General features: G+C 54.5%; 25 protein-coding genes and 1 tRNA gene. 13 read left to right on the forward strand and 13 right to left on the reverse strand.

The window, feature by feature from the left end; genetic code table 11:
• Positions 1-69 precede the first annotated feature (69 nt).
• Entirely contained in the window at positions 70-2,199 is a 2,130-nt protein-coding gene (locus PUV47_RS00535) for a sodium-translocating pyrophosphatase (RefSeq protein ID WP_274216492.1), read from the forward strand.
• A 233-nt stretch (positions 2,200-2,432) separates the two neighbouring features.
• Here PUV47_RS00535 and PUV47_RS00540 read toward each other — a convergent pair whose 3' ends face one another.
• Positions 2,433-2,870: an outer membrane protein assembly factor BamE gene (locus PUV47_RS00540; protein ID WP_274216493.1), complete on the reverse strand. Its 438-nt coding sequence runs from the start codon at positions 2,868-2,870 to the stop codon at positions 2,433-2,435.
• Positions 2,871-2,995: 125 nt separating this feature from the next.
• Here PUV47_RS00540 and PUV47_RS00545 point away from each other — a divergent pair, with 125 nt between their 5' ends.
• The 6 genes from PUV47_RS00545 to PUV47_RS00570 all read left to right on the forward strand — a co-directional run bounded on the left by PUV47_RS00545 (position 2,996) and on the right by PUV47_RS00570 (position 7,498).
• Positions 2,996-3,544, forward strand: a complete 549-nt coding sequence (locus tag PUV47_RS00545) for a ubiquinol-cytochrome C chaperone family protein (RefSeq protein ID WP_274216494.1) — start codon at positions 2,996-2,998, stop codon at positions 3,542-3,544.
• 3 nt (positions 3,545-3,547) lie between these two features.
• Positions 3,548-4,120, forward strand: coding sequence for a YceD family protein (locus PUV47_RS00550; protein WP_274216495.1), 573 nt, complete (start codon positions 3,548-3,550; stop codon positions 4,118-4,120).
• Positions 4,121-4,275: 155 nt separating this feature from the next.
• Positions 4,276-5,334 carry a phosphate acyltransferase PlsX gene (gene plsX / locus PUV47_RS00555; protein WP_274216496.1) on the forward strand — a complete coding sequence of 353 codons (1,059 nt, stop codon included), beginning with the start codon at positions 4,276-4,278 and terminating at the stop codon, positions 5,332-5,334.
• Positions 5,335-5,336: 2 nt separating this feature from the next.
• Positions 5,337-6,314, forward strand: coding sequence for a beta-ketoacyl-ACP synthase III (locus PUV47_RS00560; protein WP_274216497.1), 978 nt, complete (start codon positions 5,337-5,339; stop codon positions 6,312-6,314).
• A 136-nt stretch (positions 6,315-6,450) separates the two neighbouring features.
• Positions 6,451-6,759, forward strand: coding sequence for an integration host factor subunit alpha (locus PUV47_RS00565; RefSeq protein ID WP_274216498.1), 309 nt, complete (start codon positions 6,451-6,453; stop codon positions 6,757-6,759).
• A 43-nt stretch (positions 6,760-6,802) separates the two neighbouring features.
• A complete protein-coding gene (locus tag PUV47_RS00570; protein ID WP_274216499.1) occupies positions 6,803-7,498 on the forward strand; it encodes a MerR family transcriptional regulator in 696 nt (231 codons plus the stop codon).
• A 7-nt stretch (positions 7,499-7,505) separates the two neighbouring features.
• Here the strand turns inward: PUV47_RS00570 and PUV47_RS00575 are convergent, their stop codons facing one another.
• On the reverse strand, positions 7,506-7,946 hold the full coding sequence (locus tag PUV47_RS00575) for a DUF3429 domain-containing protein (RefSeq protein WP_274216500.1): 441 nt from the start codon (positions 7,944-7,946) through the stop codon (positions 7,506-7,508).
• On the reverse strand, positions 7,943-8,089 hold the full coding sequence (locus PUV47_RS00580) for a DUF2256 domain-containing protein (protein WP_274216501.1): 147 nt from the start codon (positions 8,087-8,089) through the stop codon (positions 7,943-7,945). Before PUV47_RS00580 ends, PUV47_RS00575 begins: the two co-directional genes overlap by 4 nt.
• A gap of 164 nt (positions 8,090-8,253) precedes the next feature.
• Here PUV47_RS00580 and PUV47_RS00585 point away from each other — a divergent pair, with 164 nt between their 5' ends.
• Positions 8,254-9,189 (forward strand): LysR family transcriptional regulator, encoded by a 936-nt coding sequence (locus tag PUV47_RS00585; protein ID WP_274216502.1) that lies wholly within the window; start codon positions 8,254-8,256, stop codon positions 9,187-9,189.
• A gap of 56 nt (positions 9,190-9,245) precedes the next feature.
• Here PUV47_RS00585 and PUV47_RS00590 read toward each other — a convergent pair.
• From PUV47_RS00590 to PUV47_RS00610, 5 genes are all read right to left on the reverse strand, one after another.
• Positions 9,246-9,322: transfer RNA gene (locus PUV47_RS00590), tRNA-Pro, on the reverse strand.
• Between the two features lie 67 nt (positions 9,323-9,389).
• Entirely contained in the window at positions 9,390-10,697 is a 1,308-nt protein-coding gene (locus PUV47_RS00595) for an O-antigen ligase family protein (RefSeq protein WP_274216503.1), read from the reverse strand.
• Positions 10,694-12,220, reverse strand: a complete 1,527-nt coding sequence (locus tag PUV47_RS00600; RefSeq protein ID WP_274216504.1) for an undecaprenyl-phosphate glucose phosphotransferase — start codon at positions 12,218-12,220, stop codon at positions 10,694-10,696. Before PUV47_RS00600 ends, PUV47_RS00595 begins: the two co-directional genes overlap by 4 nt.
• 23 nt (positions 12,221-12,243) lie before the next feature.
• On the reverse strand, positions 12,244-13,437 hold the full coding sequence (locus PUV47_RS00605) for a glycosyltransferase (protein WP_274216505.1): 1,194 nt from the start codon (positions 13,435-13,437) through the stop codon (positions 12,244-12,246).
• Positions 13,438-13,595: 158 nt separating this feature from the next.
• On the reverse strand, positions 13,596-14,159 hold the full coding sequence (locus PUV47_RS00610) for a polysaccharide biosynthesis/export family protein (RefSeq protein ID WP_274216506.1): 564 nt from the start codon (positions 14,157-14,159) through the stop codon (positions 13,596-13,598).
• Between the two features lie 240 nt (positions 14,160-14,399).
• Here PUV47_RS00610 and PUV47_RS00615 point away from each other — a divergent pair, with 240 nt between their 5' ends.
• On the forward strand, positions 14,400-16,619 hold the full coding sequence (locus PUV47_RS00615) for a GumC family protein (RefSeq protein WP_274216507.1): 2,220 nt from the start codon (positions 14,400-14,402) through the stop codon (positions 16,617-16,619).
• Between the two features lie 24 nt (positions 16,620-16,643).
• Here PUV47_RS00615 and PUV47_RS00620 read toward each other — a convergent pair whose 3' ends face one another.
• Entirely contained in the window at positions 16,644-17,855 is a 1,212-nt protein-coding gene (locus PUV47_RS00620) for a GNAT family N-acetyltransferase (RefSeq protein ID WP_274216508.1), read from the reverse strand.
• Between the two features lie 117 nt (positions 17,856-17,972).
• Between PUV47_RS00620 and PUV47_RS00625 the strand changes: the two genes are divergently transcribed.
• On the forward strand, positions 17,973-19,040 hold the full coding sequence (locus tag PUV47_RS00625; RefSeq protein WP_274216509.1) for a polysaccharide deacetylase family protein: 1,068 nt from the start codon (positions 17,973-17,975) through the stop codon (positions 19,038-19,040).
• A 106-nt stretch (positions 19,041-19,146) separates the two neighbouring features.
• The gene (gene bktB, locus PUV47_RS00630; protein ID WP_274216510.1) at positions 19,147-20,337 is read left to right on the forward strand and encodes a beta-ketothiolase BktB; all 1,191 of its coding nucleotides are present in this window, start codon (positions 19,147-19,149) and stop codon (positions 20,335-20,337) included.
• Positions 20,338-20,397: 60 nt separating this feature from the next.
• Here the strand turns inward: bktB and PUV47_RS00635 are convergent, their stop codons facing one another.
• Positions 20,398-20,613, reverse strand: coding sequence for a DUF2842 domain-containing protein (locus PUV47_RS00635; RefSeq protein ID WP_274216511.1), 216 nt, complete (start codon positions 20,611-20,613; stop codon positions 20,398-20,400).
• 171 nt (positions 20,614-20,784) lie between these two features.
• Between PUV47_RS00635 and PUV47_RS00640 the strand changes: the two genes are divergently transcribed.
• Positions 20,785-21,903 (forward strand): COX15/CtaA family protein, encoded by a 1,119-nt coding sequence (locus PUV47_RS00640; RefSeq protein WP_274216512.1) that lies wholly within the window; start codon positions 20,785-20,787, stop codon positions 21,901-21,903.
• A 71-nt stretch (positions 21,904-21,974) separates the two neighbouring features.
• Here the strand turns inward: PUV47_RS00640 and PUV47_RS00645 are convergent, their stop codons facing one another.
• The 3 genes from PUV47_RS00645 to PUV47_RS00655 all read right to left on the reverse strand — a co-directional run bounded on the left by PUV47_RS00645 (position 21,975) and on the right by PUV47_RS00655 (position 24,846).
• Positions 21,975-23,258 carry an O-acetylhomoserine aminocarboxypropyltransferase gene (locus PUV47_RS00645; protein ID WP_274216513.1) on the reverse strand — a complete coding sequence of 428 codons (1,284 nt, stop codon included), beginning with the start codon at positions 23,256-23,258 and terminating at the stop codon, positions 21,975-21,977.
• A 275-nt stretch (positions 23,259-23,533) separates the two neighbouring features.
• Complete coding sequence (locus PUV47_RS00650) at positions 23,534-23,965, reverse strand: CoA-binding protein (protein ID WP_274216514.1); 432 nt, start codon at positions 23,963-23,965, stop codon at positions 23,534-23,536.
• A gap of 53 nt (positions 23,966-24,018) precedes the next feature.
• The gene (locus tag PUV47_RS00655; RefSeq protein WP_274216515.1) at positions 24,019-24,846 is read right to left on the reverse strand and encodes an enoyl-CoA hydratase; all 828 of its coding nucleotides are present in this window, start codon (positions 24,844-24,846) and stop codon (positions 24,019-24,021) included.
• Between the two features lie 184 nt (positions 24,847-25,030).
• Between PUV47_RS00655 and PUV47_RS00660 the strand changes: the two genes are divergently transcribed.
• Positions 25,031-25,462 (forward strand): PaaI family thioesterase, encoded by a 432-nt coding sequence (locus tag PUV47_RS00660; RefSeq protein ID WP_274216516.1) that lies wholly within the window; start codon positions 25,031-25,033, stop codon positions 25,460-25,462.
• Positions 25,463-25,618 lie beyond the last annotated feature (156 nt).

Genomic DNA, 25,618 nt, shown 5'->3' on the forward strand with positions numbered 1-25,618 from the left:
GGGAAAACGGTACTTGATTTGCTGAAATACACACTATTAAAGTAGCAATCTAACCCTAGGGGAGGGTAAATGGCTGAACTTCTAGTTACAATCGTATGCGGCGTGCTATCTGTCGTCTACGGCATCTGGGCGATCCAGAGCGTGATGGCAGCTGATACAGGTAATGCGCGCATGCAGGAGATTGCTGGTGCGATTCAGGAAGGCGCGCAGGCCTATCTGACACGTCAGTACACCACCATTGCGCTTGTGGGCGTCGTAATTTTCATAATTGTCGCTTTTCTGCTGTCAATTCCTGTGGCGATCGGTTTTGCGATCGGCGCAGTTCTCTCCGCTGCCGCTGGCTTTATTGGTATGCTGGTCTCTGTTCGCGCGAACGTGCGGACCGCGCAGGCCGCTAGCCAGAGCCTAGCAGCGGGTCTTTCCATCGCATTCCGCTCTGGTGCGATCACCGGCATGTTCGTTGCCGGTCTGGCGCTGTTGGGTGTGGCTGTTTACTATCTGATCCTGACGGAAGTGATGGGCTTTGAGGGCACTTCCCGTGCAGTGATCGATGCGTTGGTTGCGCTCGGTTTTGGTGCGTCGCTGATCTCTATCTTCGCACGTCTTGGTGGCGGTATCTTCACCAAGGGTGCCGACGTTGGCGGTGACCTCGTAGGTAAGGTTGAAGCGGGTATCCCGGAGGATGATCCCCGTAACCCTGCCACCATCGCGGACAATGTGGGTGACAATGTCGGCGACTGTGCTGGTATGGCAGCCGACTTGTTCGAAACCTATGCGGTGACACTGGTTGCGACCATGGTTCTGGCGGCGATCTATTTCGCAGGCTCAGAGATGCTTGAGGCAGCCATGCTGTATCCGCTGGTGATTTGCGGTGTTTGTGCTGTTGCTTCGATCGCCGGTACCTTCTTCGTGAAGCTGGGCCAGTCCAACTCCATCATGGGCGCGCTCTACAAGGGTTTCATTGCAACGGCAGTGATCTCGTTGATCGTTCTTTATCCGGTGACCATGTGGGTGTTCGGCGGTATGGACACCGTTCTGGCTCTGCCAAACGGCATCCAGTTCACACCGATGTCATTGTTCCTGTGTGGCGTTTCTGGTCTTATCGTAACCGGCTTGATCATCTGGATCACCGAGTATTACACCGGCACTGGCTTCCGTCCTGTTAAGTCCATTGCAAGGGCTTCTGAAACCGGTCACGGGACCAACGTGATCCAGGGGCTTGCCATCTCGATGGAAGCAACGGCTCTGCCAGCCATCGTGATCATCGCCGGCATCATCGTAACCTACCAGCTTGCTGGCCTGTTCGGCATCGCCATTGCGGTTACCACCATGCTTGCGCTTGCTGGTATGGTTGTTGCGCTCGATGCATTCGGCCCAGTGACCGATAACGCAGGCGGTATTGCCGAAATGGCTGAGCTTCCTGCTGAAGTTCGCGACACCACTGATGCCTTGGACGCTGTAGGTAACACCACAAAGGCCGTGACCAAGGGCTATGCAATCGGTTCAGCGGGCTTGGGTGCGCTTGTTCTGTTTGCAGCCTATACGGAGGACCTGAAGTTCTTCGCAGCAAACAGCGATAGCTTCCCATACTTCGAAGGCATCACACCTCAGACGCTCGACTTCTCCTTGTCCAACCCGTACGTGGTCGTCGGCTTGTTCTTTGGTGGTCTGCTGCCATTCCTGTTTGGCGGTATTGCAATGACCGCTGTGGGCCGTGCAGCGAGTGCGGTTGTGGCGGAAGTTCGTCGTCAGTTCAAGGAAAAGCCAGGCATCATGAAGGGCGAAGAGCGTCCTGATTATGGCCGTGCGGTGGACATGCTGACCCGTGCCGCAATCCGCGAGATGATTGTTCCATCTCTGCTGCCTGTTCTGTCTCCAATCGTATGCTACTTCTTGATCTACGCGATTGCAGGGAAGGCCAATGGCTTTGCTGCACTTGGCGCAATGCTGCTCGGTGTGATCGTTACCGGCTTGTTCGTGGCTCTGTCCATGACCGCTGGTGGCGGCGCATGGGACAATGCCAAGAAGTACATCGAGGATGGCAACTACGGCGGTAAAGGGTCTGAAGCGCACAAGGCGGCGGTCACCGGTGATACTGTTGGCGATCCCTACAAGGATACAGCAGGTCCAGCTGTGAACCCGATGATCAAGATCACCAATATTGTGGCTCTGCTGCTGTTGGCTGTTCTGGCGCACTAATCGGCGCGTTTCAAAAAGAACCATAGAGTTGGAAAGGCGGTCCAAGGGCCGCCTTTCTTTTTGGGCTGAGCAACAAAATTACGTCCGTTGGATAGCTGCAGCAGGGCAGCGACCCTTGAGAGGCTCCCCGGTGAATAAGGGCAGTCATTGTCGGCCCGCTTTTGAGGGCAAAAAAAATCCTGGTGGCACATACTACCACCAGGACCTTTGTCTTCTCGGTATGCTGAGGCGTATCAGAGGCCCAATGTTGGGTTCTGAGCGCCGCGCAGGATCTGTGTGAGGAAGCCGTAGTCAGCACCGCCGGTGCGTGTCTTGCGGTTCAGGTAGTCGATGACCCGACCGTCTTCCATACCGAAGTTACCAATGTCGCGAACGAAGCCATCGTCATCAAAGTAGACTGCGACGACGCGTTGGTCGATAACTTCAGGTGCCAAAAACGCTGTGGTCTCTGTGGTCTGGGAAATGTAGTAGTAGGCGTCGCCGTTGAGATTGGACGTTGTGGACGGGGAGCCGAGCAGCAGCTCAACCTGCTCACGACTGGAGCCAACCTGAATCTCTGAAAGGGCGTCCGGGGAAATCACCTGGCCGTGGTTCAAGGTAGTGGTGAAGCAGCCCCCAAGCGGCATGGCCAAGCAAGCAAGGAGTGCCGTACGGCGAACAAATGCAAACATTCCAAACATCCCGTTAGCTTGCAAACCTTGGTGTGCCCCCGTTCGCAAGCGCATTAAATTTTCCTTGTTTTTGTGCCTAACGCGTGGCACGCAACAAAGCAACTCCGGATCGCAAAAGAGGTCCCATGATCTTTGGCATTTTTAGGCGCCGCGACGATTCGTCAATTCGCAGTGTTTACGAGCAAATCGTGGCACAAGCGCGCCAACCCTACTTTTATACAGATCTTCAGGTGCCCGATACTGTTGAAGGGCGCTTCGAGATGATCGTTTTACATGCCTTCCTCGTTTTTCACCGATTACGCAACCAAGGGAAAGAGGCCCAAGACTTCTCACAGGGAGTGTTTGATCTTTTTTTCCAGGATATGGATCAAAGCATGCGTGAAATGGGGATTGGCGATGAGGGCGTGCGTCGTCGCATAAGAGCCATGACCGAGTCGTTTTATGGCCGTTCCTCCTCCTATGCTGAAGGGCTTTCCAGTGGAAACCGCAGTATTCTGGCTCAGTCCTTGCTCAAAAATATCTATGGTGGAGCCCAAGAGGTTATTGCAGCAGATCGTCTAGTAGACTACATGCAGCACTCCTTAGATGTTCTGGGCGAATTATCAGAGGACGAGATCCGAAAGGGACGCGTTGCTTTCGCCGCGCCCGACACGCTCGCCGGAAAGAAGCAGTAGATCATGAGCATTGCACCTTATCCTTGGACTTATCCATTCGATCTTCCAAAACTAGGGGATAAACCGGTTTCTTTGGTGCTGGAATTGGATGACGCCACAAGAAACGCGTTTTTGGAAGCTTACCAACTACTCGAGCTGCCGAAGTTCAAGGCTGAGTTGGAAGTTCGGCGTTGGCGCAAGAACGGTGTCGCAGTTCGGGGAACTGTCGTAGCCAAAACGGTTCAGGCCTGTGTTGTGTCTTTGCAGCCGGTGTCTGGCGAGGTGGATGAGAGCTTCGAGCGGACCTTCTTGCCTGAAGACGATGGGTCGAAGCGGCGCAAGACTGAGGATGAGGATCTGGAAATCGAGGTTGACTTCGATGCTGAAGATCCGCCTGAGACTTTTTCCGGTCGCCAATTGGACCTTGGTGCCATTGTTTGTGAGCAATTTGCTCTGGGGCTTAATCTTTACCCTCGGGCGGAGGGTGTGCATGTTGATGAAGCTTACGCCCCAAGCCCGGAAGATGAGTTGGAAGATGAAAAAGAGCCTTCTCCTTTTGCTGCTCTTGAAGCGCTCAAGAAGGATTTGAAGGACTGAAACGGGCTGAGGCGCTTTAAAGAGAGGTTGCGCGAGACGGCGAAAAGGGTATCTTGCGCCCGCGCGCTGCTCCAGTAACCCAATCGCACAACATGTCTTCAAGGCCATTTTCGGTGCAGCAATTGCCTATCATGTAACGGGATTTACAACAGCATATGTCTGAAAAGATCAGAATTTCAATTGACGCCATGGGGGGCGACGACGGCCCTGACACGGTCATTCCGGGAGCTGCCATCGTTTTGGAGCGCTGCCCCGATATTGAATTCTTGCTGTTCGGCGATAGCGCGGTCATCGAGCCCATGCTTGAGACCTATCCGCGATTGAAGGAAGCATCCACCGTTCACCACAGTGAAGTGGCCATCGAGATGGATGAAAAACCCAGCCAGGCCCTTCGCAAGGGGCGCGGCAAGTCATCCATGTGGAAGGCCATTGCTGCCGTGAAATCCGGTGAAGCGGATGTGGCGGTCTCCGCGGGCAATACGGGCGCCTTGATGGCTATGTCCAAGTTCTGCCTGCGTACCATGTCGGACATCGAGCGTCCGGCAATTGCGGCGATCTGGCCGACCATGCGTGGCGAGTCCATCGTTTTGGATGTTGGGGCCACAGTCGGGGCGGATGCACAGCAGCTGATCGATTTTGCCATTTTGGGCGGCGCCATGGCGCGCACCATTCAAGGCATCAACAAGCCAACTGTTGGTCTTCTCAATATTGGCGTTGAAGAGGTGAAGGGTGTTGAGGAAGTGAAGACCGCAGGGCGTATGCTGCGCGATCTTTCTCCGCCGAACCTCAAGTATATCGGATTTGTGGAAGGGGATGATATCGGCAAGGGAACTGCCGATGTTGTCGTCACCGAAGGGTTTGCGGGCAATATTGCTCTGAAGACGGCAGAAGGCACGGCCAAACAGCTGGCGGGCTATCTCAAATCTGCCATGTCCAGAACCATATTCGCAAAAATCGGCTACTTGTTCGCCAAGGGTGCGTTTGATCGTTTGCGTGCGAAGATGGATCCGCGCAAAATGAACGGCGGGGTATTCCTTGGTTTGAACGGCATCGTCATCAAGAGTCATGGGGGAACCGACGGGGAAGGGTTTGCTTCTGCCGTCGAGCTTGCCTATGACATGGCTAAAAATGAACTCATAAAGAAGATCTCCGAAGACATCGGGGACTACCATCGAGGCAAGATTACTGCTGTCGATGACGGACTGGAAGGTTAACCGTGAACGCTATTCGCTCTGTAGTTCTGGGCTGCGGCAGCTATCTGCCGGAAAAAGTTCTTCGCAACGCCGATCTCGCCGAGATGGTCGACACCTCCGACGAGTGGATCGTTCAGCGCACGGGAATCCACCAGCGTCACGTGGCTGCCGAAGGAGAGTTTACCTCTCACATGGCCATCAAGGCTGCGCAGCGCGCGCTTGAAAACGCTGGTGTTGATGCAGATTCCATTGATCTGATCATTCTGGCGACATCTACGCCGGACAATACTTTTCCAGCATCTGCAGTAACCGTTCAGGCCGGTCTGGGCATTACCCATGGCATGGCGTTTGACGTTCAGGCGGTGTGTTCTGGCTTCGTGTACGCCGTAACGACTGCTGATGCTTACTTGCGTGGCGGCCTTGCCAAGCGTGCGCTTGTGATCGGTTCTGAAACATTCTCTCGTCTTCTGGACTGGGAAGACCGCACCACTTGCGTTCTGTTCGGTGATGGAGCAGGCGCAATTGTGCTCGACGCTCAAGAAGGCGCACCGGATGTGAACGAGAGCGGTGTACTGACTTGCAAGCTGCGCTCGGATGGGCGCCATAAAGAAAAGCTTTACGTGGACGGCGGGCCTTCATCTACACAGACCACCGGGCACCTGCGCATGGAAGGCCGTGAAGTCTTCAAACATGCCGTCGGCATGGTGACGGATGTGATCGAGGATGCTTTTGAAGCAACTGGCCTGACAGCTGATGACCTGAATTGGTTTGTTCCGCACCAGGCGAACAAGCGCATCATCGATGCGTCTGCCAAAAAGCTGGGTATCGCACCGGAGAAGGTTGTAATCACCGTTGGCGAGCACGCCAACACATCCGCGGCGACCATTCCGCTTGCGCTTGATTCTATCGTGCAGGCTGGAAAGGTGAAGAAGGGCGACCTGATTATGCTTGAAGCCATGGGTGGTGGCTTCACTTGGGGCGCGGTTCTTCTACGCTGGTAAACATATTGCCCCCAGAACTCACTCTGGGGGCGCTTCCCTTCGCATAAGCTGTTGACCAACGCGAGGGAAGACAATACCGTATCCCCTTGAGAACTATCTATATTCCCCAAGGACCTGTGTGGCGAAGGAGGGTACTATGGCTGGTCATACGGTAACCCGTGCTGATCTGTGTGAAGCTGTTTACCAGAAAGTTGGTTTATCTCGGACTGAGTCCGCTGAGCTAGTCGAAAAGGTGCTCTCTGAGATTTCGACCAGCCTCGAAAAGGGCGATTCCGTAAAACTCTCTTCGTTTGGTTCTTTCGTGGTTCGCTCCAAAGGGGAGCGTATTGGCAGAAACCCGAAGACGGGTGAAGAAGTTCCGATCTCTCCGCGCCGCGTTATGGTCTTCAAGCCAAGCAACGTCCTCAAGCAGCGGATCAACGATGCGCTTGTCGAGGGCGAGTAAGCGCATCTTGGCCGTCCAGCCTCAGTAAATAGCGAAAATCACCGTGCAAAAAAGCGCTGACGCCTTCCGTACAATTAGCGAAGTGGCAGAGCATCTTGATCTGCCACAACACGTGCTGCGTTTCTGGGAAACGCGGTTTACGCAGATCAAGCCTTTGAAACGAGGCGGTGGACGTCGTTATTATCGGCCTGAAGACGTTGAGCTTTTGGCTGGAATCCGCCATTTGCTCTACGGTGAGGGCTACACCATCAAGGGGGTCCAACGCATCCTGCGCGAGCAAGGTGCTCGGTTTGTCATGGACATAGGGCAGAACCCTGATGTGCATTCTGCAGTTGGAATTGCGGGTCTCCAACAGGCCAGTGATGAGGGCGAAGAGCAGACTTACCAGCCAGTGGCTGCACAAAGAGAGCCTGTCTACACTGCGCCAGAGCCGGAAAACAACGAGCCCAACGACGATGATCTGTTCTTTGAACGGGAGGAACAGGCAGGGGCTGCTGGTACTTACGCGGAACAGCAAGAGGAAGATGAGCCGCTTCCTGCTGGGTTGCTGCCAGATGATGACCAGTCTGATACCCCATCGCATGCACCGACAGCATTGAAGTTCATGGATCGCTTGCGCGGCGGGCAGCGAGAGCCTTCAGATGATCCGGGCAATATGACCAAGGAAGAAATCCGGCTCCTGCAATCAACGCTCTTTGAACTTCTGGAGTGCAAGCGAATGTTGGATCAGACCCGCTAGGGCCGGTTTACAACGCAGTAACATGCCCGATCAGCAGGACCACAACTAGACTTGTGATTCGTATCCGGAGCGTGAGATACCGTTCCGCGATGACACCTTCCTTGGCTAGATGAAAATCAACTAAAAGCAAGCCTGCAAAAAGCACTGCGAGTGCTGAAAGCGCTAGTGCGCCCGGAAACACAAGAACGCTGATCCAAATAAGCAGAGCGGCACAGTTTGACAGGATTGCTATGTTTGCGCCGGTTTGTTCGCGATCAGCTATGAAAAAGCCCCAGTGGCTTCCCGCGATGAATGAGGCGATGACGGCGCCATAAATCAGGCTGACAGTGGTTGGGGTGCCGATCAGAGGTAGCTCGGCAATTCCCAACCACGCGGCCAACATCATGGCTGCGAACGGCAGAGAACCTGCGTAAGTGAGGGCGTTGATCAACTTGGTGTGTTCGGTCATTGTTTCGATAGTTTCGTGCGGCGGCAGCGTTCAGAGCAATACTTTACATCTTCCCAGCAGCTTTTCCATTTTCGCCGCCATGCGAATGGTTTGCCGCAGGTCTTGCAATCTTTTTGCGGTAGGTGCGGTTTGCGATGTGCCACTTTAGGTGTCCCCTTTGATACGCCACTAGAAATGGGTCAGAGAAAAAAAGCCTCAAGGAAACTGAGGGCTGCATTGGGTTCAAGCACCTTTGTTTCGCTCTGATTGGCGGTTGATTGAGGTCATAACTGGTTGAATGCGCGGTGCCTTTGCATAGAATGCAACAATGTCTCAGATACTTGACCGCACCAGCGACCTTGTCGTCTTCACTGCGATTGTTGATCGTGGTTCCATTTCCGCCGCTGCCGAGAGCCTTGGCGCTGCGCCATCTTCAATTAGCCGTGCTTTGACACGCCTTGAGGAACGGGTCGGTGCGCGTCTCATAAGACGCACAACGAGGCAGCTGGATCTGACACGTGAAGGGCGACAGTTCTACGACCGTGTAGTGCGCATCCTCTCTGATCTTGAGGAAGCAGAGAGCGAAGTACGTGACGGCTCAAACGCGGTGGGCGGGTGCTTGCGTGTGAACTCTTCGGTGCCGTTTGCCATACACCAGCTCATACCGCGGCTAAAAAACTTGCGCGCCCGTCATCCCGCGCTCCAAGTAGACTTGATCATGACCGATGCCATGGTGGACCTGATCGCAGATCGTGCTGACGTGGCTATTCGCATAGCGCCACCTCAGGACAGCACCATGTACATGCGCTCGCTTGGTGAGTGTTCGTTGTGTCTTGTGGCCTCTCCAGAGTATCTGGAAGAGAAGGGGACCCCGGCAACCATAGGTGCACTCAAGGAACGGCATGAGGCAGTTCAGTTCATTGGGTTGCCGTCGCTCAACAACTGGCAAATCCGGAATGCGGCTGGGCAAATTGAGACGGTTCGGTTGCCAAGCAAGGTCGGCGCGAACAACGGAGAGGGTGTGCTGGCCCTCGTGCGGCAAGGCCATGGCATTGGTTTGCTCTCGTCATTTCTGGTCAGAACAGACGTTCAAGAAGGGCGGTTGGTGTCTTTGTTGGCCGAAGACGTTGCCAATGCAAACCAGCAGATCAGTGCGGTATACACCGAGCGGTCGCAGAATTCAGCGCGTTTGAAGGCTTTTCTGGATTTCTTGAGCGAAGAGTTCGTGGGAGATTGGGCCGCTTGCCCAGCAAAGTGCCAATAGAATTGGTGCTTGTTTGTGAGTTGAAAACCAAATGTCACATGGAGTTTTGGTTTTAATGGTCGGGTAGGCCGGATTTGAACCGACGACCCCTTCACCCCCAGTGAAGTGCGCTACCAGGCTGCGCTACTACCCGTCCATGCCAAAACCATCCGGTGTTTACAGGTTTTGGGCCGCTAAAAAAGCTGCGGCGATGCATGGGTTTAGTTACCTGCTTCCCTCGATTTGATCAAGACAGAAGATTTGCCACCATGCGATCCTAGTGGAAAACGCCATGCCGCTTTGAGCGCAGCTTCAGTGGCAATCAGGCTCCACATGCCGCCCAGTAGCAAGAAAAAGTGGCGCCAGTGGTTTGTGTCAATGATGAGCCCAACAAGAACATGAACCAGGAATGCTGCATAGAAACATACGACGTATTTCTGGTAGGGGCGGGGCTGAAAAATGAGGGCAGTCGCTTTCCAAAGGGTGATGCCGATGAGCGTTACATAGGCAAACCCGCCAAGCCAGCCGTACGTCGTGAACCCTTTGAGGTAGACGTTGTGCTCTTCTTCGGGGAAGTAGTCAGTGAAGGCGCCGATGCCAAGACCCAGGGGGCGTTCGGTGACCATTTCAAAGCCAAGAATATGGCGCGCAAAGCGGCCAACGCGGGCGCTGTCATAGGAGTGCACCAGTTTGGCGCGCTCGAAGAACATATTAGCGATCTCATCAATGCTCAGGGCAATGGCAAACAACAAGACGGCGGCAATAAACACAAGGCCCAAAAGGCCGAGCATACGGGTGCGCCGTCCCTTTCGGGGTTCATTGATGAAGACGAGGAGAAACACCAGTCCGCCCGACAACACCAGCATGCCCCAAGCCGCGCGAGAAAAACTCAGGAAGATGCCCAGAACCAGCACCATGAGCAGTGCCAGACGGAAGAGCGAGGTCTTCAGTGGCTTTGTGAGGATGTCATAGGTGAGAAACAAAGCGGGCAGCAGCAGGAACGGGCCATAAACGTTTGGGTCTTTAAACGCTGCTTTCGCCCGCCCATACCGCGTGAAGAGCTCGTAGGCGTTTGGTAACAGATCCAGGTATCCAACAATGCCTGCACATGCTGATAGAACGCCTGCAAATATGTAGGCGCGCTCCAGCGTCTTCATGCGGTTCAGGTCTTTGGTCAGGAGAGCTGCATAAAGAAATGCGGAGAGGACTAGAAAGGTGGAAATGGCAATGTAGCGGGTGGCAACGCCCAGATCTCCAGAAACGGTGATTGTGAGCATTCCGCCCGTGATCCACATGCCCAACAGCAAAAGGAGCGGGGTGTGGCTGCGCCTCAGTTCCAGGCCGGCAAACGCGTAAAGACCAACCAATCCAAGCACCATCAGGTCATAAGGTGCTGGCTCGACCATCACCATCCCACTGACGGAAATCAGCAGGAAAAGCGATAGCCGGACAATCGCCTCCAATGGGATCCGCAGAACCCAATGCCCGCTGCGACTGCCAGCGTCCATATGGTTGGCGGCATGGGTCAATACGCGTTCTCTGTATTTAGCAAACTGATGGGTGTGCGGAAGAGGATGTAAAGGTCGAAAAGGACCGACCAGTTTTCGATGTAGTAGATATCGTGCTCGACACGCTTCTGGATCTTTTCTGCCGTGTCGGTTTCTCCACGCCAGCCATTGATCTGCGCCCAGCCTGTAACGCCGGGCTTCACCTTGTGACGGGCAAAGTATCCATCCACGACTTGCTCGTAGAGCTTGTTATCAGCCTGGGCGGACAGGGCATGAGGGCGCGGACCCACAAGGGACAAGGAGCCGCTCAGGACGTTGAACAGCTGTGGCAGTTCGTCAATGGAGGTCTTGCGAATGAAGCGGCCGATCTTGGTCACACGGCTATCGTTCTTGGTGACAAGTTTGCTGGCATTGGTGTCCGTCTGGTCCGTATACATGGACCGAAACTTGAATACCTCGATCAGTTCATTGTTAAAGCCGTAGCGCTTTTGCCGAAAGAGGATCGGCCCAGGGCTGTCCAGTCGTATGGCTATCGCTGTCACGATCATTATGGGGGAAAGGCAAAGCAATGCGATTACCGCGAAGGTCAGGTCAAAAATGCGTTTGAGGATGGTGTCCCAGTCGGTGATCGGCTTTTGGGCCACGTCAACGAAAGGCACGGTGCCCACAAAAGAAGACGCGCGATTGCGGAACTGCAGCTTGTCGGCGTGGGCAGACAGGCGAATGTCGACGGGAAGCACCCAGAGTTTGCGCATGAGCTCAAGGATGCGCTGTTCTGCCCGCATTGGGATTGTCACCAGCAGCATGTCGATATGTGCGATGCGGGCAAACTCAACCAGGTCGGAAACGGTGCCAAGCTTCGGGTAGCCAGCCACCGAGGGCGGGGAACGATCGTTGTTGCGATCATCAAAGATGCCGCAGATGTCGATGTCGTTGTGGGCATGGCGTTCAAGTTCGGCGATCAGTTCTGCCGCTGCATTGCCGCCGCCGATGAGAACGGCACGCCGGTTGAGGCGGCCTTCGCGCATCCATCTGCCAACCAGCAAGCGAAGCACAACCCGGCCCGCAATCAGGCCCGCCAAGCCAATCACAAACCATTTGGAGAGAAGATCAACAGGGATCTTGTCAGCTGGAACGACCAGAAGGGCCAAGGCGAACAAACCGGCAAACACCAGCGCCCACGACACCGCGGCACGCATGACTTGTTCAAGACCGCGGCGCATGATGGTCGGCTGGTAGAGATCTGCGATCTGGAACAAGACAAGCGCCATCAACGGTGCAGCAGCGAGGGCGAACAGTGTGTTGGTATCTGGAACAAGGTCACCCTGTGAGATCACAAAGGCGGCAAAGCCACTGCCGACAACGACCAGAGCATCATAGAGGCGCGTTGAACCATCGAGCACCTTTCGTGAGATCGTGTCGTGTTGAAGGCTGGCCGCGACCTCAAGCGCCTCAGCAGAAAGGTGAGGGTGTTGTGGCAGAGATTGAAATTCCTCTGGCAGCAAGGTGCGGGCGCTCTGGGGAAAGTCGGTATGTGTAGTCATTTTGCATCGACCTTTGGGTGAGCTCAGGCGTGGCGACCGCTCGCAGCGCGGGAGCGGCGGGCCTGCGTGTGCGCTTCTTGGGAATGAAGCGGCGGATGGTAGAGCGTGGTTATCTCTTCAGCCATGCGGCTGGCATTGAAGCGTGTGTGAACCGAATGCTTCAAGTCATTGAGTTCTTTTAGATATGCTGGATCGCGGCGGGCGGCGTGTTCCATTGCTGTTGCAAGTTGCTCAACGCTTCCCGGCGGGACGAGAAGGTGCTCGTGACCGGCGTAGACTTCTGGAATGCCGCCGACATTGGTGGCTATGAGCGGTTTCCCCGCTGCAATCATTTCGAGAACTGCATAGGGAAATGCTTCTGCTCGGGATGGCATGACGCCCGTCTTGCCAAGACGGAACGCTTGGGCGGCCGGGAGACGCCCGTGGAAGTGAACATGCTCGTCAAGTTCGAGATCCGCAACCTGCGCCTTGTAGGCATCCATGTCAGGGCCATCGCCAACGATAGCAAGAGTGTGGTTCTTACCGGTTCGCTGATTAAGCAACTTCAGCGCGTTAATCAGAACGTCTGTCCCCTTCAAGTCGCGAAGTTCGCCGAAGTATAGAAAATCTTCTGCCTCAGAAAGGCACAGGGTCGGCTCAAACTCGCGTTCATGCAGGCCGTTATGGACAATTTTAAAGAATGAGGATGGATCACCCACCTTGGAGCGGTAGGTTTTCTCTTCAGAACGAGAGACAAAGCAAATGGCATCTGTGAAGGGCCGCAGCGCTTTCTCCAGGCCAAGGTAAATCCGGCCCTTGAGAGCAGTGCTGTCAAAGTGCAAGCTGCCGCCGTGGGGGCTGTAAATACGCTTGAGTTTGCCTTTGCGCCCTGCGGACAATGTCCCGGCAAGGCGGGCGTAAACGCCGCCCTTGGCGCCGTGACCATGAACCACATCAGCCTTGATCAAAGACAGCGTTCTCATTGTTTTTAAAAGCGCAACAGCGTCGTTGGGGGAGACGGAACGCGGCATCGGGAAGCGGTACACACCGAGTTGGAACTGACAGGCATGTTGGGCGAGTGCCTGCTTGGCACTTTCACCGCCTGTTTCGCTGTCACAGATCAGCCCGACAGCATGCCCCATTCGGGCTTGCTCACTAGCGAGGTCCAGAACATGACGAAATGCACCTCCAACGGGCGCGCGCAAGCAGTGCAGAATCCTGAGCTGTGATGCGCTCATTCCCACCTCCACAATCGACCAGACCTGCAGCAGTGGCCTAGCCATTTCTCATTAGATAAAATTATCTAATCCAGATAAGTGGGATTCGCGTTAAAAGAGAGGGATAACAAACGGTAAACGTGTGTCTGATGCACTTCAATGGTGTTGTGGACGCTGCGTCAGAACAGGCGCTCGCGGATGTAGAGCGTGTCGCCGGGCTTCAGTGGATCCGTGATTGGTACGCGCCCCTGAAGAATTTCACCGTTCATTTGCCGGGTGATGTCGACATCAAGTTGGTTTGCGCGGGCCGTAAAACCGCCTGCTGTTGCGATGGCGTTTTGCGCTGTCATGCCAGCAATGTAAGCGTACTGACCGGCATTCCGAACTTCGCCCATGATGAAAACCGGTCGATACTCTGCCACTTCCACAGAGACGTCGGGCTCGCGAATAAAGCCGTTGCGCAGCTTTGCTTCAATGGTGTTTGCCAACTGGGCTGGTGTTTTACCCTTGGCCTTTAATGTGCCGATCAGCGGCACGGACATGTTGCCGGTCTGATCAATGCTGTAGGTGTTGGAAAGTTCCGGTTGGCCGAAAACGGTGACGCGTACGCGATCACTTGTCTCAAAGGTGTAGGGCTGAAGAAGACTCTCATGAAATGCTTCGGGAGGCTGCCGGTAACCACTGCACCCACCCAGCACAACCGCGCATAGCGCAAGCGCAAGCGCAAGCAATTTGTTCTTCATTGAAGCGTCCCCACGGAAATTACTGCAGATTTTGGCGTTTCAGGGTAAATATTCTCTAAATGAAGCTGTTCGTTGCCCCTGACTTATCAGGGAAATTCTTGCCGAAGTCTAAACCTGAGATAAATATTTGGCGCTTTTGTTTAACTGATTGGTTACCCTGTTTATGCATTGTTTTACACGTGAGTTTTTTGCGTATGTAACGAGGGTTCCACAGTGCCGCAGGAAGATGTTTTTCTGGATATGAGTATCCTGCTGAAGAAAGTTTTCAGGGCCATGCTCTGGCTTCTTCCTCTCTCTGTGCTGGTGGGCCTTTGCGTTCTCGTGGCATCTCAGTTTCTTCCCGTTAAATACACCAGTGAGTCTCGTGTTCTGATAGACACGGCCAATCTGGTCTATCCCAGCAGCAATGGCGCGGGGGAGAGCGAACGGGCACTTCTTGATGAGCAGGGCATTGTCAGTCAGGTCCAACTCATGAACTCTCGCGATCTCGCGCGCCGGGTTGTCAAGGAACTCGATCTTACGAGGGATGCAGGTTTTGTCTCAGAAAAAGAACCAGGCTTGAGCGAACGCCTCCTTTCAGCTCTGGGCGTGTCTGCTGGCAACGAAGAAATCAGCCTTGAAGAACGCGCTCTTGAAAAGCTGATGAAGGGACTTGAAGTCTACCGCGTTGATGGTTCGCGTGTGATTTCTGTTGCGTTTACAGGAAAGGACCCGGAGCTGGCAGCGCGGATCGCAAATGAAGTCGTCAGCCAGTATCGGTCCTTGCAAAATGCTGCCAAGCAGGAAGCCAACGCAGATGCAGCACAGGCACTGGCACCGCAGGTGGAACGCCTGCGCCGGGACGTTGAACAGGCTCAGCGCCGGGTAGAAGAGTTTCGGGCAAGCGCTGACCTGCTGATGGGTTCTGAAAACCGGACGCTCACACAGCAGCGCATGACCGAGCTGAGCTCGCAGGTGTCTGATGCGCTGGCTCGTCAGTCTGAAGCTGAAGCGCGTGCAGATCTTATTCGCGGTCTTTTGCAGAACGGCGGAGATCTGGAAACGGCCTCTGAGGTTCTGAGTTCTCAGCTCATCCAGCGTTTGCGTGAGCGACAGATCGAACTGCAAACCCGCATTGCAGAGCTTTCGACCACGCTTTTGCCAAACCATCCGCAGGTGCGCTCGCTGCGTTCTCAGTTGGCCGGTTATGACAATCAAATCCGTGCGGAAGCCGAGAAGATCATGCAAGGGCTTGAGAACGAAGCCAAGGTTGCCCAGCAGCGGGTCGCTGATCTGAATGAGAACCTTGATGAGCTGAAAACGCAGGCGGCCCGTTCCGGGGCTGATCAAGTGCGCTTGCAAGAGCTGGAGCGTGAGGCTCAGGCAAAAGCGGAGCAACTCGGTTCAGTTCTGACGCGCCTGCGTGAAGCGGAGGTTCTGCAAGGTGCTGGCATCCTGAATGCCGACGCGCGTGTCATTTCCCGTGCTACTCCGCCCATTCAGCGCTCGGGTGTAAAGCCTACGGCGTTGGCCGCGATCTTCGCTTTTGCAACTCTGTTCTTGGGGACGGTTTTTGTCATTGTGCGGGCGCTGGTCAACGGTGATGTGCTGCGCCGTGAGCTTTATACAGTTCCGGCCGTTTCGTCGGCTACGCCTGTTGTTGCCAAAGGTCTTGAGAAAACCCGCCCGACTGAAACAGTGGTTGAAGCTGTGGTCCGGTCCTACGCGAATGAAGAACCGGCTGTTGAAGCCGAGCCTATCGAAGCCGTTGAGGCCACCTCCGAAGAGGGTGAACTGGCAGCTCCAAAGGAAGAGCAGGTCGTTACCGCTCAGCAGGAGCGGAGCGCAGGGCAGGCGATGAGAAATGCCGTTGCAAGTGCAGGCGGTGCTGTCCAGCGTATCGTCGTGTTGAGTGTGGATAGTTCAAAGCTGTCCAATCAAGTGGCATTTGAATGTACGCGGCGGATTGCGAAGTCTGGCATCATGCCGTTGTTCCTTGAGGTGCGTTCCGAGGTTGAAGAACACGACGCGCTGACGGTCGACGTTGAAGTTGAACTGGCTCTGCCGACAACTCGCGATATTGACGGGCCTGGCTTTGCTGAGTTGCTGCAGGGCTCTGCGGCTTTCACCAAGGTGATCCATCGTGACCCTGTTTCCCGCGCGCATGTCATTCCCGCGGGTGAAGCACCGATTGGCGATGATGTCGTCATGGGTGGGCGCTACGACCTGATCATGGAAGCTCTTGACCTGACATATGATGTCATCGTTGCGGATATTGGCTTGATTGAGCCAAGCTTGATCAGCGCTCAAATGCTCTCTGAAGCTGACCGAGTGATTGTAGCTACCGATGGGTCTCCGGCTGGACCAGAGTTGGAGCGTGCGCTTTCAGTTTTGGAAAAGCACACGGATGCGCCTGTCGAAGTCGAGTGCATCAAGAATGTTTCTGAGACCGGGCGCTTGTCTTCGGATATGGCGGCATAGAGCCGGAAGAGGGGCGGAGAGGGGTTAAAGCCCCATCCGCCTGAAAAAACCACGCATCTTCTTGTAGGTTCGCCAAAAGCCCGGAGACTTTCGAAGGTGGCGCTTCACTGCCAGTTTGAGATCCCAATAAGATGCGATCAGTGCGCCGCCGGGCGTTAGGGGCGTGATCCAGTCACACAAGTAGACTGGTTCAGCCCAAGCTTTTTTGAAGCGCTCTTCTCCAAGCCCCATGTCAAACACCTGAAGACCGCGATTGCACATGTCTTCGATAACAGCATGCATGAGGTGATCGCCTGGGCTAAGTGCCAAATGCGCGTCCATCCGGATGGAGGTGCAATAGCAGTAGTATCGGCCACCAAGGATCAGCCCAAGAACAGTGGCTATGATTTCACCATCGAGCCTGAGTGTATGGACAACAGGTTCATAAGCGCGCCTGTGGTTGTCGCGGCATTCCAGCGCAAAGACTTCATGGAGATATCGTTCGTGGCATGAACTGCGAAACGCGGTGGGAACGCCCGTTTTTTTCTGGCGCACCCAGCGCTGATCGATTGTTGCTTGCACGGCTTCCTGGTGGCCTTGGGCTGTTTGCTCCGCTCCAATGGCAAGGGTGCCTGAGGCTTCCAGTTTGCGACGTTTGGCGGTCAGTTTCTTTCGGGCCGCCTTGCTACGTCTGGCGGCATAGAAACGCTGGAAGTCGCGTTCAAGCTTAAAGGGAAAGATCGGGTTGGTGCTGCGGGCCATGTGTTGGCGCCATAGCGGGAATGGTCTGCCATCAAGTTCTTCAGGCATGTTACGCAGGCAGATGATATCGACGCCTGCTGCGCGCAATGCGGCCTCAATGCGAGGGAGAAGATTTATTGATCGGTCAGTGCCTATGAGAGCTGACGACCATGTGCCCGTGTTCTGATTGTTGTAGCATTCACCCATCCAGCAGGCGACTGTCTGCCCCCATGTGTGATGTAGCGCAATCGGGAGCAGAAAAGCGGGTTGACCGTCAAGTCGGCCGATAAGGAAGAGCCCACGCACTGCACCTTCTGACGGGGCAATTTTCTCAAGCCAAGGTATGACCCAAGCGCTGGAGCTGTAGGCGCTTTGTGCGGCCTTGTTTTCTAGTTGATGCCAATAGGCTGTCGCTTCTTGTAGGGACCATAGCAGTTCGATCTCCAAACCAGAGATTGGAGATGCATCTGGCGCTTGGTCGGCCTCATCTGAGGCTTGGTCAAGAAGTATGCTCACCTGGGCCATCAGTTTAAAACACTAGGAAAATTTTAAATCTATTCGGCGAACACTCTTAAACGAACAATTGTAAATAATTACTAATGAAATACTCAGCATCAGGGTTGGTACCAAAGAATGAATCGGCGCGACAAACTGATTGCCCTTGCTGGGCGTTTGCTCTCCATATCTGGTCTTGGCAAGGTGCTGGCACGACCTACCAAGGGAATGGGGGTGATCTTTACCTTGCACCGGGTCCTGCCGGAATCAGATCGTCCGTTTCAACCCAATGGCATGTTGGAGGTCACACCAGAGTTCCTGGAGGCAATGATCCTTCAAGTTCGAGAAGAGGGGCTTGAGTTTGTCTCTCTCACTGAGGCCATGGAGCGGTTGCAGTTGGGCGCGCGCTACACCGGGCCTCGGTTCGTTGCGCTGACTTTCGATGATGGCTACAGGGACAATCTTGAGATCGCTTATCCTGTTCTCAAGCACCACGGCGTTCCCTTCACCGTTTTCATCACAAGCGGTTTTTGCGACCGGTCCTCTGAGATCTGGTGGGTGGCGTTGGAACGTCTCATTGCGGATATGGATGTATTTGAGCTGCATGACGATGTTCTTTTAAGCTCATATCCCTGTTGCACGGTCGAGGAGAAGCAAGCGGCCTTTACTGAAGCGCGACACTTCCTGATGAATGAGGTCGATGAAAATGCCCAGCGACGTATCTTGAGAGCGACCGCCGGCTACTATGATTTTGATCTGAAAGCTCTGTGCGAGGAACTGGTTCTTTCATGGGAGGAACTGAGAGAGTGGGGCAATGACCCACTTGTTTCCTTCGGCGCTCATACAGCAACACATGCGGCCCTTGAGCGTCTGGACGAGACGCAGCTGAAACAGGAAGTCCTTGGCGGTGTTGACCGGATGGTTGCAGAGCTTGGCATGGCGCCCAAACATTTTGCCTACCCCTATGGTTTTGCGGGGGCGGCTGACCAAAAGGCTTTCAGTGTGTTGCGGTCCCTTGGCTATGATTGCTGCGTAACGACGAGGCCGGGCATGATCAAGGCATCCCATTATTCCGGGCGGGAGCAGCTGCCGCGGGTCTCTTTGAACGGCTACCATCAAAGCCGCGAGATGGTTTCGCTTTTCCTCACGGGACTGCCGTTTGCGTTGTACAATCTCGTTTCAAAGCTTCGCGGCAAGATCGCCTGATCTGACCTATAGGTCAGACCATTGACCCAGTTTTGCAGTTCCACCAAGACACCTAAGTCTGCCCACTATATGCTTTTGCTTATTTGGGAGTTTAGGGAGAAGGCAAATGCCTCAGATCGGTGATGTTGTCATCCTAGATGGCGTTAGAACAGCAGTGGGTTCCTATGGCGGTAGCCTTGCATCCATGCGGCCCATCGAGACCGGAACGCTGGTTGCCAAGGAGGCGATCCAGCGCTCGGGCGTTGAGGCTGCTGAGGTAGATCACGCCGTGTTTGGTCATATCGTGACCACGGGCGATGAAGATGTGTACTTGTCGCGCGCTGTTGCGCTGAATGCAGGCATGGCTGAGTCATCCAAGGCCATGAACGTCAACCGACTTTGCGGCTCCGCAATCCAGTCCATCGTCAGTGCGACCCAGCTTCTTGCCCTTGGCGACAGCAAGATTGCGCTTGCCGGTGGTGCAGAGAGCATGAGCAATGGCGTCTACTTTCTCGACAAGGCCCGCTTCGGCTATCGCATGGGCCACGGCGAAGTGAAGGACATCATGCTCGCCGCGCTTCATGATCCGTTCAAGAAGGAGCACATGGGCATAACGGCAGAGCGTATTGCAGATCGTTATGGCTTTAGCCGTGAAGAAATGGATGCGTATGCTGTAGAAAGCCATGTTCGTGCGAAGAATGCCATTGAAGCAGGTTACTTTAAGGACCAGATCCTGCCCGTTTCCGTTAAGCAGGGTCGCAAGCAGTTCGTTTTTGATCAGGATGAACATGTGCGCTTCGATGCCTCGCTCGAAGGCATGGCCAAGCTCCGTCCAGCTTTCAGGAAAGAAGGTTCTGTGACTGCGGGCAATGCGTCTGGCGTCAACGATGGGGCAGCCGCTCTTGTGCTCTCCACCATGGACGAAGCCTCAAAGCGTAATCTCAAGCCGCGTGCTCGTATCGTTTCCTACGGTTTTGGAGGTGTGGACCCTGACGTCATGGGCCTCGGCCCCATCTGCGCCGTGCCTGAGGCCATGGCGAAGGCAGGCCTTTCGGTCGCCGATATGGATGTGATTGAGTCGAACGAAGCGTTTGCGGTTCAGGCCATGGCAGTAGCCAAGGATCTGGAGTTTGATCCGGCCAAGGTAAACCCAAATGGTGGCGCAGTTGCATTGGGCCATCCCGTTGGTGCTACCGGTTCCATTATCACGCTCAAGCTCTTGAGTGAACTGGAGCGGACCGGAGGGCGCTACGGCCTTGCGACCATGTGCATTGGTGGCGGGCAGGGCATTGCTCTTATCATTGAGCGCCTGGGATAACTCTCGGGACTGGCGGAGCGTGCCCGTTGGTGGTGCGCTACGCCAGTTCTTTGCTTTGCCTTACTGCTGTGTATCGGTGGTCTTGTACATCCACTTGATTATGAAGGCCGCGGGTACGGTCCATATAAGACCTGCAATTGCAAAGAAGACAAATTGAAGGGCCCAATGTTTGCCCTGCATGGTGATGTCGCCGATGACCATTGCCACAAAGCAGTAAACCACCACAAACGTCACCAGAAAGACCATCCCAATAAAGCGCCTAAGGCTGCTTGGCATTTCCATGCTCCCCTATGCCGACTTTACTCAGGGCTGCTGAGCTCGTGCCGACTGTTTTCTTGGCTATAAGACCATTTTGCAAATGGTGATTACGAAAAATCCCTTATAGCCTGTCTCGAGATCCTAGGTGGCCTATATAGCGAAAAAGATCAAGCCGACAGACAAAAACGAATGAAAACAGCTTCATATTCACACGATCCGCTGGGTGAGCTGGAGCGCAAGCGGCGCCCGGTCAGATACTGGCTTTACGCGATCTGCTTCATGATCCTTTGCATGGTTGTGGTCGGCGGTGCGACACGCCTGACGGAATCAGGTCTCTCAATCACGGAGTGGAAACCCATCCACGGGGTCATCCCTCCGCTCACGACTGAAGAGTGGCTGGAGGAACTGGAGAAGTATCGTCAAATCCCAGAGTATCAGCTCATCAACAAGGGCATGTCTCTTGAGGAGTTCAAGTTCATCTTCTGGTGGGAGTGGGGGCACAGATTGCTCGGAAGAGCGATCGGCGTCGCGTTCTTTGTGCCATTGGTGTTTTTCTGGTTGCGCGGCAATCTCGAGCCATGGCTCAAGCCGCGGCTGGTGGTGGGCTTCTTTCTTGGTGGGGTGCAGGGCGCCATTGGATGGTGGATGGTTGCCTCAGGGCTCGTCAATCGCGTTGATGTGAGCCAGTATCGCTTGGCGATCCATCTTACGCTCGCTTGTGTCATTTTTGGCTATCTGCTCTACATCGCCCGGCTTCTGGCTCCAACACAGCTATCGCAGAGGGTAGAGGAGCGGCAGGCTGACGTGAGCAACTTTGGTTTGGCATGGTTCATCATGCTGCTGGTCTTCGCTCAGATCTTTCTGGGCGGCATTGTTGCCGGTTTGAATGCGGGGCTTGCCTACAACACATGGCCCTTGATGGATGGCGAGTTCATTCCCGATGGTCTTCTCATCATGAGCCCTTGGTATTTGAACTTCTTTGAGAATGTTCTGACCGTTCAGTTCCAACACCGCATGATGGCCTACTTCCTTACCGCCGTCATTGCCTATCAAACTGTACTGGTGCTGCGGGCTTCGACCAGTTCAGGGCTTAAGCGCAATGCCGTGTGGCTCGTTACTGCCATTGCGGTTCAGGTGCTCTTGGGTGTTTTGACAATCCTGAGCAATGTTGAGCTATACCGCGCATTGGCGCATCAGGCAGTTGCGGTGTTTGTTCTCGGCTTTGCGGTTGAACAGGTATGCCTCATCCAGAAGGAACGCGCCGGCATGAAAAAGTCGCCCGAAACGTTGAAGGCGATATCAGCCTGACGCCAGCACATGTGGCAAATAGAAAAGGGCGGCCCTAAGCCGCCCTTTGACCTCCGGAGAGATCCGTGTTTTTAAAGCGCAGACAGGGCCTGATTGAGGTCTGCGATGATGTCTTCAACATCTTCAATGCCAATAGAGACACGAACTACGTCCGGGCCTGCACCTGCGGCTGTTTTTTGTTCATCCGTCAGCTGGCGGTGTGTGGTGGAAGCTGGATGAATGACCAGTGAGCGGGTGTCGCCGATGTTGGCAAGGTGGGAGAACAGCTCAAGGTTCTTTACGAGGTTCACACCCGCGTCGTAGCCCCCTTTAAGGCCGAAGGTGAAGACCGCACCAGCGCCTTTCGGGCAATACTTCTGCTTCATCGCATTGAACGGGTCGTTCGGCAGGCCTGCATAGGATACCCACTCAACAGCGGAATGGGTCTGCAGGAACTCGGCAACCCTTTGGGCGTTGTCACTGTGACGCTGCATGCGCAGGGCCAGCGTTTCGATGCCGGTAAGGAGATTGAACGCGTTTTGCGGAGAGATTGCTGGTCCTAGGTCGCGAAGGCCAAGAACACGGCAGCAGATCGCAAAGGCGATGTTGCCGAATGTCTTGTTCAGGACAACGCCGTTGTACTCTGGGCGTGGTTCGGTAAGCATTGGGAACTTGTCTGATGCGCCCCAATCGAATGTGCCGCCGTCAACAATTGCGCCGCCCATTGAGTTACCATGGCCGCCCATGAACTTGGTGAGGGAGTGGAGGACGATATCCGCACCATGTTTGAGAGGCTGACACAGGTATGGGGTTGCCATTGTGTTGTCGACGATCAGCGGTACGCCTGCTTCATGTGCGACCGCCGCAATGCTTTCGATGTCCATGACAACGCCGCCCGGGTTGGCAAGGCTTTCGATGAAAATCGCGCGGGTGTTTTCGTCAATTGCAGCCTTGAAGCTTGCTGCATCAAGGTTCTCCGCCCACTTCACACCCCAGCCGAAGTTCTTGAAAGAGTGTGTCAGCTGGTTGATGGAGCCGCCGTACAGACGCTTTGCCGCAACGATGTTGCAGCCCGGTGCCATCAGGGAGTGGAACGCGAGCAGCTGAGCTGAGTGACCCGATGCCACTGCAAGCGCCGCTGTTCCGCCTTCCAGAGCTGCCACACGCTGTTCGAGGACGTCGGTGGTTGGATTGGTGATACGGGTGTAGATATTGCCAAAGGCCTGCAGGCCAAACAGCGCCGCTGCGTGGTCCACATCATCAAAGACGAACGATGTTGTTTGATAGATCGGCGTAGCTCGCGCGCCGGTTGTTGGGTCAGGCTTGGCACCTGCGTGTACGGCAAGTGTGTCAAAGCCCTTGGATTGATCGCTCATTGAATGTCCTCCGTTAAGACCGAGAGATGATGATGGCCCTATGGCGAGCACAGACGTTGGAAAGTCCGTTCTGCATGAGTGTTTTACACTCTTGTGTTTAGAAATCGCCGTGGGGACTATGCCTATAAATGCGTAGCATTTGCAAGCGCTGGCGGGAACCGCGCAGCAATTTCTAAGGCTTTGAGAACTCAGCTAAAGGTTGAGCTCAGCTTCATCAGAAAAAAGCCCCACCATTTGGCGGGGCTGTGTCGTTTTGGGTGACGCTTTTAACGCTGCTAGGCAATTTCTAGGCGCTTGATCTCGATCTTTGGACATCTATCCATGACGACTTTCACACCTGCGTCTTCAGCCTTCTTCGCAGCCTCTTCGTTGATGATTTGCAGCTGCATCCAGATCGCCTTCGGCGGTGCTGCGAGCTCCAGTGCCTCATCGGTGACAGCGCCAGCAGCTTCCGCATTCCGGAAGATATCAACCATATCGATGGCTTCAGGTACCTGGGCAAGCGAGGCGAGAACATCCATTCCCAACAGCTTCTGGCCAGCAAGGCCCGGATTAATTGGATAGACCTTGTACCCTTTGCTCTGAAGAAACTTCATGACTTCATGGCTGGGCCGGTCTTCCTTGGCGCTAGCACCAACCAAGGCAATGGTTTTGGTGTCTTTCAGGATCTGTCCAATAAAGTCGTCGCTATAAGTCAGTGTGCTCATATGTTCGTTCCGTATCCCTGTCTGAAGAGGTGCCTTTGGACTAGCCGCAGTGGTCAGCTATCACGCCATTCTGGTTTGCGCTTTTGCAAAAAGGCGTTGATGCCTTCTTCCGCGTCACCTGCAAGCATGTTCTGCGTCATGACTTCTGAGGCATATTCATAGGCCTCACTCAATGGCATTTCCAGTTGGTGGTAGAACGCTTTTTTACCGATCGAGACGGTATGTGCCGACTTTGCGGCAATTGTCTCTGCGTACTTTTGTACCACCACTTCTAGATAGTCGCTTGGAATGATGCGGTTGATCAGGCCAAACTCTTTTGCCGTTGAGGCGTCAACGCTTTCGCCGGTGAGCAGCATTTCCATTGCTTGCTTGCGTGATACATTCCGGGAAAGGGCGACCATGGGGGTGGAGCAGAACAAGCCAATGTTCACGCCGGGTGTGCAGAACGTTGCCGTGTCAGTTGCAAGAGCTAAGTCGCAGGAAGCCACCAGCTGACATCCGGCCGCAGTGGCTACGCCCGTTACTACAGCGATCACGGGTTTGGGCAGCTCGACGATCTTTTGCATCAAAGCAGCGCATTTGTCGAAAGTCTCTTGGTAAAAGGTGGCACCCTTGTCTTCTTGTGCGCGGGCTGCGGTCAGCTCCTTCAGGTCGTGACCAGCACAGAAAACCTTACCCTCAGCGCCAATGAGAATAACCCGTACGTTGCTGTCGTGCGCAGCTTGGTCCAGCGCTTGTGACAGGGCTTCCATCATCTCATGGGACAGGGAGTTCATTCTCTCCGGGCGCTGCATTACGATGCGAAACACACCCTCATGCAGGAGTGTTGCAACTGGTGCTTTCGTTTGCTCAGTGGATACCTCGGTTGCCTCTTCGGTCATTGGCATTTACCCCCTAATGAAATGATTGTTGCCCGCAATCTATCGGCGTTTGTTGCTGCTGCCAAATATCGTTTTGCTATGTTCAAGGGCTAAACTGTCTGCTCTCCCAAAATACGCCCTTTGTTTGACTGGTGTAACTACGTAGATTTTGTCATAGCTAACATTGTCGTGGGAGGAGGGGCTCATGGACCACCAACTAATGAGCGCTGAAGAGGTGACACGTTTTCTGGATAACGTGTTTCCTCAGATGCATGCTCAAGGTCGCATTTATCAGGTCGAGGCCATTGAAGATAAAAAAGCTGTTGTCCTCGTGACGGCGGGTGAACAGCAGCTGCGACCGGGTGGGACCGTTTCTGGTCCAACACTGATGACGCTTGCAGATTTTGCGAGCTATGCGGCAATTTTGGGCAACGTCGGGCCGAAGGCGCTCGCGGTGACAACCAATCTCAACATAAATTTCCTGCGAAAAGCAGAGGCGGGGGTCCTTGTGGCAACCTGCCGGATCATCAAGCTCGGAAAACGCCTTGTCGTGACTGATTGTGAAATCATGCCACAAGGGGGCGGCGAGATGATTGCCCACGCGACGTCGACCTACTCAATTCCTCCTCAGGAGTGAACGAAGCAGGGCGGCTGTACTCACCATAAACCTGTGTAGTCTGCTCGGTTGAATTGACCACGGTTTAACTATGGTAATCAGAATCACGTTTGCTGCTCTAGTAATGAGTATGGGAGATCCTGCCGGTTTTCGGCATGGTGAGTGGGCGTAGTTTTT

Source organism: Pseudovibrio exalbescens, from assembly GCF_028737195.1.
GTDB lineage: Bacteria > Pseudomonadota > Alphaproteobacteria > Rhizobiales > Stappiaceae > Pseudovibrio > Pseudovibrio zosterae.